The organism is Stenoxybacter acetivorans DSM 19021 (assembly GCF_000745895.1).
GTDB lineage: Bacteria > Pseudomonadota > Gammaproteobacteria > Burkholderiales > Neisseriaceae > Stenoxybacter > Stenoxybacter acetivorans.
Genome location: NZ_JQKE01000074.1, coordinates 1 through 10921, shown reverse-complemented (window position 1 = coordinate 10921; position 10921 = coordinate 1). Strand labels below are relative to the sequence as shown.

The 10921-nt window shown below is 44.1% G+C and carries 14 protein-coding genes and 1 pseudogene; 12 read left to right on the top strand and 3 right to left on the bottom strand.

Features of this window, described 5'->3' with window-relative positions:
* The 3 genes from Q384_RS13405 to Q384_RS09720 form a co-directional block, all read right to left on the bottom strand.
* Positions 1-503: IS5 family transposase (locus tag Q384_RS13405; RefSeq protein ID WP_156956535.1), on the bottom strand; the 503-nt coding region annotated here is incomplete at its 3' end.
* Complete coding sequence (locus Q384_RS14545; RefSeq protein WP_211251103.1) at positions 431-676, bottom strand: transposase; 246 nt, start codon at positions 674-676, stop codon at positions 431-433. The genes Q384_RS14545 and Q384_RS13405, both read right to left, overlap by 73 nt.
* Before the next feature lie 163 nt (positions 677-839).
* Positions 840-1292, bottom strand: a complete 453-nt coding sequence (locus Q384_RS09720) for a universal stress protein (RefSeq protein WP_037587527.1) — start codon at positions 1290-1292, stop codon at positions 840-842.
* A gap of 226 nt (positions 1293-1518) precedes the next feature.
* Here Q384_RS09720 and hisS point away from each other — a divergent pair, with 226 nt between their 5' ends.
* The 12 genes and pseudogenes from hisS to Q384_RS09655 all read left to right on the top strand — a co-directional run.
* Positions 1519-2826 carry a histidine--tRNA ligase gene (gene hisS / locus Q384_RS09715; protein ID WP_037587525.1) on the top strand — a complete coding sequence of 436 codons (1308 nt, stop codon included), beginning with the start codon at positions 1519-1521 and terminating at the stop codon, positions 2824-2826.
* A complete protein-coding gene (locus Q384_RS09710) occupies positions 2813-3442 on the top strand; it encodes a YfgM family protein (protein ID WP_037587524.1) in 630 nt (209 codons plus the stop codon). Before hisS ends, Q384_RS09710 begins: the two co-directional genes overlap by 14 nt.
* Before the next feature lie 149 nt (positions 3443-3591).
* Positions 3592-4224 (top strand): LOG family protein, encoded by a 633-nt coding sequence (locus tag Q384_RS09705; RefSeq protein ID WP_245608540.1) that lies wholly within the window; start codon positions 3592-3594, stop codon positions 4222-4224.
* Between the two features lie 122 nt (positions 4225-4346).
* The gene (locus tag Q384_RS09700; protein ID WP_037587522.1) at positions 4347-5051 is read left to right on the top strand and encodes an HdaA/DnaA family protein; all 705 of its coding nucleotides are present in this window, start codon (positions 4347-4349) and stop codon (positions 5049-5051) included.
* The gene (locus tag Q384_RS09695; RefSeq protein ID WP_037587521.1) at positions 5048-5713 is read left to right on the top strand and encodes a histidinol-phosphatase; all 666 of its coding nucleotides are present in this window, start codon (positions 5048-5050) and stop codon (positions 5711-5713) included. The genes Q384_RS09700 and Q384_RS09695 overlap by 4 nt, the downstream gene beginning before the upstream one ends.
* A gap of 60 nt (positions 5714-5773) precedes the next feature.
* The gene (ribH, locus tag Q384_RS09690; protein WP_037587518.1) at positions 5774-6238 is read left to right on the top strand and encodes a 6,7-dimethyl-8-ribityllumazine synthase; all 465 of its coding nucleotides are present in this window, start codon (positions 5774-5776) and stop codon (positions 6236-6238) included.
* A gap of 88 nt (positions 6239-6326) precedes the next feature.
* Positions 6327-6755 carry a transcription antitermination factor NusB gene (gene nusB, locus Q384_RS09685; protein WP_037587515.1) on the top strand — a complete coding sequence of 143 codons (429 nt, stop codon included), beginning with the start codon at positions 6327-6329 and terminating at the stop codon, positions 6753-6755.
* 34 nt (positions 6756-6789) lie between these two features.
* Complete coding sequence (locus tag Q384_RS09680; protein WP_037587513.1) at positions 6790-7335, top strand: RDD family protein; 546 nt, start codon at positions 6790-6792, stop codon at positions 7333-7335.
* A 111-nt stretch (positions 7336-7446) separates the two neighbouring features.
* Complete coding sequence (gene ilvA / locus Q384_RS09675) at positions 7447-8970, top strand: threonine ammonia-lyase, biosynthetic (RefSeq protein ID WP_037587511.1); 1524 nt, start codon at positions 7447-7449, stop codon at positions 8968-8970.
* A 550-nt stretch (positions 8971-9520) separates the two neighbouring features.
* Positions 9521-9859 (top strand): CidA/LrgA family protein, encoded by a 339-nt coding sequence (locus tag Q384_RS09665; RefSeq protein WP_037587507.1) that lies wholly within the window; start codon positions 9521-9523, stop codon positions 9857-9859.
* Positions 9838-10545, top strand: coding sequence for an LrgB family protein (locus Q384_RS09660; protein ID WP_245608539.1), 708 nt, complete (start codon positions 9838-9840; stop codon positions 10543-10545). The genes Q384_RS09665 and Q384_RS09660 overlap by 22 nt, the downstream gene beginning before the upstream one ends.
* 73 nt (positions 10546-10618) lie before the next feature.
* A pseudogene (locus tag Q384_RS09655) lies at positions 10619-10921 on the top strand (IS481 family transposase); the annotation flags it as partial.

Below are 10921 nucleotides of genomic sequence, written 5' to 3'. Positions count from 1 at the left end.
GCAATTCGCTTATATTCCTTCAACTTGGTAAAGTAATTTTCAACCAAATGCCGCCATTTATACATCTCTTTATCCAATATTCTTGGATTTTTTCGGTTGGATTTTTGTGCAATAACCGCTTTCCCGCCACGCCCATCTAATTCCTGAAAAAGCCAATCTGCATCAAAGGCTTTATCTGCTAACAGTGCTTGAATATCCGTATTTTCAATTAGCGCTAGAACGCCGGCTATGTCGTGCTTGTTACCCGGTAATAAAACAAATTTCACCAAATTACCCAAAGCATCAACCAACGCCATAATCTTGGTTGTTACTCCGCCGCGAGAATGACCGATTGCTTGATTACGCGTCCCGCCCACCGCACCTTGTTCGTGACGATGTACTTTCGATATTGTGCCGTCAATGGCGGCATATTCTAAGTCCGACTTATTACTTAGTATGTTGAAAATATTCTTAAAAATACTTTTTTTAACCAATTGTTGTATCGTCTGTAAACGGTATTCCATTTACCAAACGACTTGGGTAAATCACGCCAAGGACTCCCTGTTCGGGCTATCCAAAGAATTGCTTCAAGAAATAAACGATTATTTTTCCCTGTTCTTCCTCTGTCTGTTGCTTTTCCAAGACATAAAGGTTCTATTTTTTTCCATTGGGTATCGGTCAGTTTTAATCTATCCATTTGTTTATTATACATTATATAGGTAAATATCCACAGACCCTAGTGATTTCCAAAAAATATTCAGGCAGCCTGTTTTTTGTGTAAACAGGCTGCCTGAAAAGATTTGATACAATGGCGCGTCAGTGCTACTTATTAATAAAGCACAGGCCGCGGTAAAAACAATTTAATCATCATGCGGTACACGCAGCAGCATCACCGGAATATCCGCTTGACGCAACACACCTTCCGCTACAGAACCCATTAACATGTGCATCAAGCCGCTGAAGCCGTGTGTACCCATTATCAATAAATCCACTTGATTGTCTTTCGCGTGATTCACCAGCAAGTCAGCCACCTTATCACCCGCACTTTCCAAAATAGCGGTTTCCGCCTCCACATTTTCTTGAACCAGAAATTCACGGGTGCGCTGCAATACTTTTTGCCCTGTGGCTTCAATGGCTTTGCGCACTTCTTCAGACTGTAAATAACCGGTGCCGCCCCAGCTGAATTGTGCCAAATCAACCACATGTACGGCATGCAAAGTGGCACCGCACAATTTTGCCAAAGAAGCAGCTTCATGCAAGGCACGCAAAGACGCTTTGCTGTCGTCCACCGGCACCATGATTTTTTGATACATATTGTGTCTCCTCATTTTATTACGCATCGAAAGTCAGCATGATTGCTCTGTTTGCTTAAACGTTGGCACAATCATGCTGCCTGAAAAGATTAACATATTTTTTTCTGATTGTGGGTGCAAAAGTAAATTTGTTTAACGGTATTTCCATACAAATACCTTTTATAAAGGCTTCAGTATCTATATAATTCGTCAGTTAAACCCTGAATAAATTCAAAGAACCATAAGAATGGGACAAAAAATCCAAGCCGTTAAAGGCATGAATGATTTATTGCCAGTGGCACAAAAAGACTTCAAACTGACCGCCGACATTTGGCAAGCGTTTGAAGACGCAATTACCGCATGGGCGCGGCGTTTTGCATATCGGCAAATTCGCACACCGATTGTGGAGCAAACCGGTTTGTTTGTACGTTCCATCGGCGAAGAAACCGATGTGGTCGGCAAAGAAATGTACACGTTTTCTGATTCCAACGATGCTTTGAGCTTGAGTCTGCGTCCGGAAGGCACGGCTTCGTGTTTGCGGGCGGTGGTGGAACACAATTTACTTTACAATGGTCCGCAAAAATTGTGGTATATGGGACCGATGTTTCGGCGTGAACGACCGCAAAAAGGGCGCTACCGCCAGTTTCATCAAGTGGGCGTAGAAGCGTTGGGGTTTGACAGCGTTGATGCCGATGCCGAAGTCATCGCCATGTGCGCCGATTTGTGGCAGCAATTGGGTATTGGTGAGCACCTTGCCTTAGAACTCAATTGTTTGGGAAACCGCGAAGAACGAGCCGCTCACCGCGCTGCTTTGGTGGTTTATTTGCAGCAAAATGAAGCGATTTTGGACGACGACAGCCGCCGACGCATGCACACCAACCCCTTGCGCGTACTGGATACCAAAAATCCGGTATTGCAAGACATGGTTAATGCCGCACCGAAGCTAATTGATTATTTGGGCGAAACATCGCAAAGTAATTACACTGAATTAAAATCGCTGTTGGCTGCTTTGGATATTGAATACACAGAAAACCCGCGTCTGGTGCGTGGTTTGGATTACTACAACCACACTGTATTTGAGTGGACAACCGATAAACTCGGTGCACAAGCCACGGTTTGCGGCGGCGGGCGTTATGATGGCTTGGTCGAAGAATTGGGCGGCAAATCCACCGGCTGCGTTGGCTTTGCTATGGGTGTGGAGCGATTATTGCTGCTGGTGCAAGAATACGGTTGCCTGAAAAGTGAAGCTGCGCCCGATGTGTATCTGATGCGGCAGGGGAACGGCAGCACTGCTGTTGCCATGCAACTGTCAGAGCAGCTTCGCCGTGTCGGTTTGTCTGTTTATCAGCATTGCGGTACGCAGAGCCTGAAAGCGCAGATGAAAAAAGCCGATGCCTCAGGTGCGCGGTTTGCCGCCATTATCGGCGACGATGAATTAACAAACAACACCATCACCCTGAAAGACTTGACGGGTCAATTGGGGCAGCACACCATGCCGCAGTCCGATGCGGTTCACTTATTACAACAATGGAAGACAACAAATGGCTGTGAATGATTTCCAAGATCAGGAAGAAATTGAAAACTTCAAACACTTCTGGAAAAACTACGGACGCTGGATTTTCGGCGTGTTATTACTGGCGGCAGCGGCATATTTGGGCTGGGTAATTTACCAAGGTCATCTGCGTGAACAAAACGAAAAAGCAGGTGATTTGGCAGACACATTTGCCACGCAGCTGCAAGCGGGTAACGACGCGTCGGCAAAAAAAGCCTTGCTGAGTTTGCAGCAAGACTATGGCAATACTTTGCCCGCAGCACAAAGCACTTTGATTATGGCGGCGGCGGCGTTTGAGACCGCGAAATACGATGAAGCAATCGGACATTTACAATGGGTGGCGGGTAAACAAAAGAATGATCTGTTCCGCACCATTACTGCCCAGCGGCTGGCGGTGGTTTATTTGCAGCAGCAGAAATACAACGAAGCCTTGTCGGCATTGAATGTAACCGTTGATAAAGATTTTCAGCCGATATTGCTGGAGACGAAGGGAGATGTTTTTCAGGCACAGCAAAAAAACAAAGAAGCCATTGACGCTTATACTGAGGCATCAAAATTATTGATAGAAAATTCGCCGCAGCGTGCATTGCTGCAGTTGAAAATTGATGCGCTGAGTTAGAAGAACACGGGGCTGTTACAGGCTGCCTGAAATATAAAAAAACAACATCGCGGGCATGTCAGGTAATTCTTGTTTGTACAATTTCATCAATTTGTTTTGTTGTTTTTTTCAGGCAGCCCGGTTTGCCAATCAGGCTGCCTGAACCGTTTATGATGATTTTAGTGGCTGATGCAATGAATAAAATGAATAATATTGTGGTTTATTGCGGCTCGAATTTGGGTCAGAATAAAGCCTATTTTTTAGCGGCACAAACCTTAGGGCATACCTTGGCTCAAAACGGGCAAACCCTGATTTACGGCGGCGGACATTCTGGACTAATGGGCGCGATTGCCGATGCAGCGTTGTCAGCAGGCGGGCGTGTGATTGGTGTGATTCCCACATTTTTAAAAAAATTGGAAAAAGCGCATACCGGTTTAAGTGAGCTGATTGAAACCGATGACATGGCAGCCAGAAAAAATAAAATGATTGCGCTTGCTGATGCGTTTATCGCGTTGCCGGGCGGGCTGGGTACGTATGAAGAATTATTTGAAGTTTTATCGCAAGCACAATTGAAATTACACAACTGCCCCATCGGTTTATTGAATATTGATGGCTTTTTTGATCCCATTGTTACCATGCTTCAGCACACGATTGATGCTGGGTTTATGCCGCAAGCCAACATGAGCCTGTTAAGCGTGTCTGAACAGGTTGATGATTTATTAACACAAATGGCGCGCCGGCAAACGCAAGACGCAGTGAAATGGATTGTGCCGCAATGGTTGAAACAAGAAAATAAATCTTAGAAGCTGTTAAACAACTTCTTAATAATACAGATAAAATTAGACTGGCTGATAAACGGATTATTATTTCGGATTGTATTTCCTTTCTTTATAATGACAATGGTTTGCCTGTTCGGAGTGCGCGTGTGAATCAATTGATTTTGGATTTTGCCGATAACGCTTATCCCGATTCTGCTGCTTTTTTAGGCAACAGCAATCATCAGTTGCGGGAAGTTTTGCAAAGTAAACACGAAGCCTTTGTTTATGTGTGGGACGGTGAAGTTGCGTTTGGACGTGATGAAAACAGTGGAGCGGCAAGTATCGTATTAAAGGCGTGGGCGGCGGAAATGCAAAAAAAAGGATACGCCGTGATGTGTATCAACGCTGCCGTCATCAGTGAACAGCGGCAATTGGCAGATGATGCTGTTTTTTCACAAGATGCCGTTGTTATCGGCAATATTGACTATTTAGATGCAGCAAATCAGCATCGTTTATTTGAACTCTTTAATCATTTTCGCAACCGCGCAAGTGGGCAGTTGTTATTGAGTGCGGCAGTGCCGCCCGCCGGCTTAACCGTTCGAGAAGACTTGCGCACACGATTGGCGTATTGTTTGGTTTATGAGTTGAAACCATTGAACGATGAAGAAAAAGCAGAAGCCCTTATGCAGATTGCCAACGCTTGGCAAATTCCGGTTGATCGTGATGTTTTTCGTTATTTACTTCAATACGGACCGCGTGATTGGGGCAGTTTGATGACTATTTTGCTGCGCATCAGCCACGACACCTTACAATACCGCCGCCGTGTTACTTTGCCTTTAATTCGCGAATTGCTGCAACAGGAAGTGCCATGAATTTAGCTATTTTTGATTTAGATAATACGTTAATTAACTGCGATTCAGACAATGAATGGCCTAAGTATTTAATGCAAAAAGGTGTGGTTGATAAAACATTTGTTGATATGAAAAACAATAAATTTTATCAAGATTATCTGAATGGCTGCCTGAATATTGATGAATTTTTGGCATTTCAGCTGGAGCCGCTCAGCCGATTTTCCCGCATTCAATTAAATGAAATGCACGCTGAATTTATGCGTGATTTTATTTTGCCGAATGTGGGTGAGATGGCGAAAATGTTGGTTAAAGGACATGCCGATGCAGGCGATGAATTGCTGATGATTTCTGCCACCAATGAATTTTTAATTACCCCAATTGCCCGCATGTTCGGCATTTCGCATGTGATTGGGGTATCGCTGGAAACCGATGAACAAGGCAATTACACCGGTAATTACACAGGCACGCCCAGTTTTAAAGAAGGCAAAGTAACCCGTTTGTATCAATGGCTGGCTAAACAAGGAAAAACTTTGGCTGATTATGAAAATATTTATTTTTACAGCGATTCACACAATGATTTGCCCTTGTTGGAAATGGTGAATCAGCCGGTGGCGGTTAATCCCGATGCTGTTTTGCTTGAACGCGCTCAAAAGTGCGGTTGGCAAGTGTTAAATCTTCATTAAAGACATAAAAAATTGCCACAGCCAAAATTTTTCAAAGCATTTTTATAAGGATACTGCAAAATGAATATTATTTCCCCCAATCTGAATGGCAGCACATTGCGTATCGGCATTGTGCAAGCCCGTTTCGGCAATCACATCGGTAGCCAATTAACAGAAGCCTGTGCCGCGCGTTTGCAAGAATTGGGTGTGCGCAAAGAGAATATTACTTTGCTGACGGTTCCCGGTGCTTTGGAAGTGCCGCTGGCTTTACAGCACTTGGCATTCAGCGAAGAATACGATGCTCTGGCGGCTTTGGGTGTGGTGGTACGCGGTGAAACCTATCACTTTGAATTGGTGTCCAACGAGTCTGGTGCAGGCATTTCACGGGTGGCTTTGGAATGCCATATCCCCATTACCAATGCCATTCTGACCACTGAAAACGATGCCCAAGCCATTGTTCGCGCCAAAATAAAAGGTGCAGAAGCAGCGGACGCGGCGGTTGAAATGGCAAATTTGCTGCGGAATAATTCCGAAAAAATGGTTTGAATGATTTAATTGGCTGTTTCAGTGGGCAATCGCCTGCTTTTTCAGGCTGCCTGAAACCCCTAAAAATAATGATTATTAAGGAAATAATATGCTCACACCCCGCCGCCGCGCTCGTCAATTTGTGGTACAGGCTTTGTATCAAAGCCAATTAAATACCGATACATCGGCGGTTGAAATCGCTAAAAACATACGTGAAAACGAGTATTTCAGCAAAGCAGACGGTGAATTGTTTACTCAAATTTTTTTTGGTGCTTATGACAATCGCCGCGAATGTATGCAACAAATTCGCCCGCTTTTGGATCGCAAAGAAAATGATCTCAATCCGGTGGAGCGCGCTGTTTTACTGATGGCATACTACGAATTAGCTGCCATGCCGGAAACACCTTATCCGGTTATTATCAATGAAGCCATTGAAATCACCAAAACATTCGGCGGCACAGATGGCTATAAATTTGTAAATGGTATTTTGGATAAATTGGTTGGCTTATTGCGACCAAATGATCCGCCCAGAAGGTAATTTTGATTATTGATACGACAAAAGAGGATTTGTCATGAACAGCAAAACATCTGCTTTAAGCAATGAAGCCATCGAAGTGGAGTTGGCAAGTCCAGGGCAAAGATTGTGGGCAATATTATTAAATGGCCTTTGCTACATGTTGGTGTTTTTTTTATCTCTGTCTTTCTTGGCTGTCGTCAAAACCATTAGTCCGAATATAAGTGAAGCACTGTTTGATTTGTTGGTAAAATCATCACTTAATATTTTTTCTTTGTTGCTGGGCGTGTGGCAAATTATTTGGATGAGTAAGTATGGACAATCGATTGGCAAGAATATTGTCGGTATTAAGGTGATTAAACTTGATGGAGAAAATCCCGGATTTGTGGGTACGGTGTTGATGCGGGAAGGTGCTTATTATTTAATTCTCGGAATGATTGCTTATATTATTGGATCGTTGATTAGCACACCTGAGACTGCTGGTGGGACTATAAATAATTTGGCTTTTTTTGCTTGTGCCATTATGGTGTTTATTAAATCCAATATGCGCCGTACCTTGCAAGATTATTTAGCCAAAACCATTGTGATTAAAGTGCCTAAATAACAATCGAATTTTTTAAAACAGCAATTGCATTGTTTTTAATATAAGCGATTTATTTTTGAAAAATAAATGAGTATCCTGGTTTAAAACAAATATTATTAACTCATTATCATTATGAATACACATCAACACTACCTCACGCGTATTCTCACGGCTTCGGTTTACGATGTTGCGGAAGAAACGCCTTTAGACTATGCCCGTAATTTATCTGATCGCTTGAATAATCATATTTGGATTAAGCGCGAAGATTTACAGCCGGTGTTTTCTTTCAAAATTCGCGGTGCGTACAACAAAATGGCGCGGCTGCCTGAAAGTGCGCTGAAACAGGGAGTTATTACTGCCAGTGCCGGCAACCATGCGCAAGGTGTTGCTTTATCGGCGCAGTATTTGGGTTGTGAGGCAACGATTGTGATGCCGAAAACCACGCCGAAAATTAAAGTAGATGCCGTAAAAAAACGCGGCGGCAAAGTGGTATTGGCGGGTGAGTCGTTTAACGATGCTTATGACCACGCCATGAAGTTGGCGGCACAAAGCGGTTTGACCTATATTCCGCCGTTTGACGATCCTGATGTGATTGCCGGGCAGGGTACGATTGGTTTGGAAATCATTCGGCAGCATCCGAAACCGATTGATGCTGTTTTTGTTGCCATCGGCGGCGGCGGTTTGGCGGCGGGTGTGGCGGCATTTATCAAAAATGTGCGCCCTGATATCAAAATCATTGGTGTGGAGACCGATGACGCGAATGCCATGAAACAATCAATTGAAGCCGGCAGCCGTGTTGAATTAAAAGACGTGGGCTTATTTGCCGATGGCACGGCAGTGAAATTGGTGGGTGAGGAAACATTTGCCATTTGCCGCGATTTGCTTGATGAAATCATTATCGTTGATACCGATGCTGTCTGCGCCGCCATTCAAGATACTTTTGATGACACGCGCAGCATCAATGAACCCTCAGGTGCATTGGCTCTGGCGGGGTTAAAAGCCTATATTGCCCGCGAACAATGCAAAGGGCAAACTTTAATTACCATAGCCAGCGGTGCAAATATGAATTTTCACCGTTTGCGCCACGTATCCGAACGTTGTGAATTATCAGAAGGGCATGAGGGTATTTTTGCGGTAACCATACCCGAACAGCCCGGCAGTTTCCGCCGTTTTATTGATTTACTCGGTAGCCGAAACATCACTGAATTTAATTATCGATATGGCAACAGCACGCGAGCGCATATTTTTGTTGGTATTCAATCGGGCGGCACAGCCGATTTACAGAATATCGCCGCCGAGCTCAACCAAGCGGGTTTGCCTGCGCTGGATTTAACCCACGATGAAATTGCTAAAATTCATATTCGTTATATGGTGGGTGGTCGTACCAATCAAGTGCCGAATGAGCGATTATTCAGTTTTGAATTTCCCGAACGCCCGGGTGCATTACATCGATTTTTGAATCACATGCAATCCGATTGGAACATTACTTTATTTCACTACCGCAATCACGGTGCGGATTACGGACGTATTTTGGTGGGGCTGGACGTGCCACCGCAAGAAAATGCAGTGTTCGATGCGTTTTTGGAACAATTGGGCTATGTGCATCAAGAGCATACAGATAATGCGGCATATCAGCGATTTTTGGGCGGTGCCTGAGTGGGGGGGGCGGCTGATGATGAAAGTAAAAAAATTTCAGGCAGCCTGTTAAACAGTCTGATGTCTCAGATAACCTTAAAAATACACTGACTACTGTTCCATTCGCCATTGTGAAGAACAGTGGCAGCGGTGATGCTTTTTTTATCAGCACATACTGCCGATATTTTGCATATTATTTTCAGGCAGCCTGAAGAGAGATTCAGGCTGCCTGTTGTATTGTGTGTGTTGATTGTTTCTTACATTTTGTTTGTAGTTGGATATACAGATAAATTGACTGAATGTCTTTTGGAATGCTTTGGGTTTTACCCGGCCGCCGATTTTTTATACAGTTAAACGACTGCTTTTTGTACATGGATATGGCTTTTCATTTCGGTTTTTACTGTACGAGGCTTGATTGTTTCGGATTGCCACGTGATGAAAAAAGCAGTTTGGCTGTCTATTTTTCATGTATCCGATAATTATTTGGCTTAATAATGCTTTCTTGTTATGAAAAAAGTTGGTTTATACTTCAATCAAATATGGCTGAAAATCAAGATAGCGAGGAGAAAAAATGATACGGGCGTTGTGCATTATTTTTGCATGTCTGGCTGCGGGTGAGGGAATTGTGATGTTGAGCGGCATTCATTTTCCTGCCAGCATTGTGGGAATGGGTGTGTTGTTTGTGTTGCTGCAATTGGGCTGGGTGAAGGCGGTGTGGCTGCAAAGTATTGCTGATGTGCTGATGCAGAATTTGAGTTTATTTTTGGTACCGCCTTGTGTGGCGGTGATGAATTATTTGGATCTGATTCGCCAAGATTTTTGGTCGATTACGCTGGCAACTGTTTTCAGCACTTTGCTGGTGTTATTGGTGAGCGGGAAAAGCCATGAATGGGTGCGCAAATGGCGGTGAATTTTTTGGCAAACCCAGTGTGGTTATTGTTTTTGACTTTAGCGGTCTACTGGGCAAGCGCACATTTCCGTGCACGCACCGGGCATTTTTTGTTTAACCCCGTTGTGCTGAGCACGCTGGCAATGATAGGCTACCTGAAATGCTTTAATCTTTCCTATGAACAATTTCATGCAGCATCACAATTTATTGATTTTTGGCTGCAACCGGCGGTGGTGTGCTTGGCTGTGCCCTTGTATCTGCAATGGCAAAAAATCCGTAAACAATGGCTGCCGATTTTGATTTCACAGGTGTTGGGCAGCATCACCGGAATTGTGTCGGTGGTATTGATTGCGCGGTGGTTGGGCGCAAGTCATTTGGTGCAAATTTCGTTGGCGGCAAAATCGGTTACAACGCCGATTGCTTTGGAAATTACCAAGAGTGTTCATGGTATTCCCGCGGTAACCGCGGCAACGGTGATTATGGCAGGCATGATTGGGCAAATGGTGGGTTTTTATGTGCTTTGGCACCTGAGAATTCGTTATCCCAGCTCACGGGGCATTGCTATGGGTTCAGCATCACATGCGATGGGCATCAGCCGCGCATTGGAGCGCAGCCGCAATGTTGCGGCTTATGCAAGTTTGGGGTTGATTCTAAATGGGGTGCTGACGGCGTGTCTTGTGCCGATACTGTTGCCTTTATTGACATAAGTATTGATATAAAAGTCATTTTAATTGTAAGAATTCCTAGCGTTGTTTACAGTATTTATAGGAAAATACTGTAATGAATATTCATAAAAGAACCCGTTTACTGCCCTATCAGCGTCAAGAAATTTGGCGGCTTTATACAGAAGAAAATGTCCGCGTTTCTGATTTGGCGGCTACCTATTGCGTCAGCAGACCCACCATCTATAAAGTCTTGAAAGAAGCGCGGTTACAGGTATTCGTGCCTAAAAACAGCACTAACCGCCGCTTCAAACAAGTTCGTTACGGCATGAAGCGTTTGGCAAAAGTAGAAAAAGCCATTCAAGACAAGCTCAAAGCGCAGGCGCAGCGGTACAATAAAACTTATCCCGGTGAAATGTTG

What these genes read in the sequence shown, in the direction of transcription:
- Q384_RS14545 (WP_211251103.1), bottom strand. Translation starts at nt 676, where the DNA reads ATGGATAGATTAAAACTGACCGATACCCAATGGAAAAAAATAGAACCT.
- Q384_RS09720 (WP_037587527.1), bottom strand. Translation starts at nt 1,292, where the DNA reads ATGTATCAAAAAATCATGGTGCCGGTGGACGACAGCAAAGCGTCTTTG.
- hisS (WP_037587525.1), top strand. Translation starts at nt 1,519, where the DNA reads ATGGGACAAAAAATCCAAGCCGTTAAAGGCATGAATGATTTATTGCCA.
- Q384_RS09710 (WP_037587524.1), top strand. Translation starts at nt 2,813, where the DNA reads ATGGCTGTGAATGATTTCCAAGATCAGGAAGAAATTGAAAACTTCAAA.
- Q384_RS09705 (WP_245608540.1), top strand. Translation starts at nt 3,592, where the DNA reads ATGATGATTTTAGTGGCTGATGCAATGAATAAAATGAATAATATTGTG.
- Q384_RS09695 (WP_037587521.1), top strand. Translation starts at nt 5,048, where the DNA reads ATGAATTTAGCTATTTTTGATTTAGATAATACGTTAATTAACTGCGAT.
- ribH (WP_037587518.1), top strand. Translation starts at nt 5,774, where the DNA reads ATGAATATTATTTCCCCCAATCTGAATGGCAGCACATTGCGTATCGGC.
- nusB (WP_037587515.1), top strand. Translation starts at nt 6,327, where the DNA reads ATGCTCACACCCCGCCGCCGCGCTCGTCAATTTGTGGTACAGGCTTTG.
- Q384_RS09680 (WP_037587513.1), top strand. Translation starts at nt 6,790, where the DNA reads ATGAACAGCAAAACATCTGCTTTAAGCAATGAAGCCATCGAAGTGGAG.
- ilvA (WP_037587511.1), top strand. Translation starts at nt 7,447, where the DNA reads ATGAATACACATCAACACTACCTCACGCGTATTCTCACGGCTTCGGTT.
- Q384_RS09665 (WP_037587507.1), top strand. Translation starts at nt 9,521, where the DNA reads ATGATACGGGCGTTGTGCATTATTTTTGCATGTCTGGCTGCGGGTGAG.
- Q384_RS09660 (WP_245608539.1), top strand. Translation starts at nt 9,838, where the DNA reads ATGGGTGCGCAAATGGCGGTGAATTTTTTGGCAAACCCAGTGTGGTTA.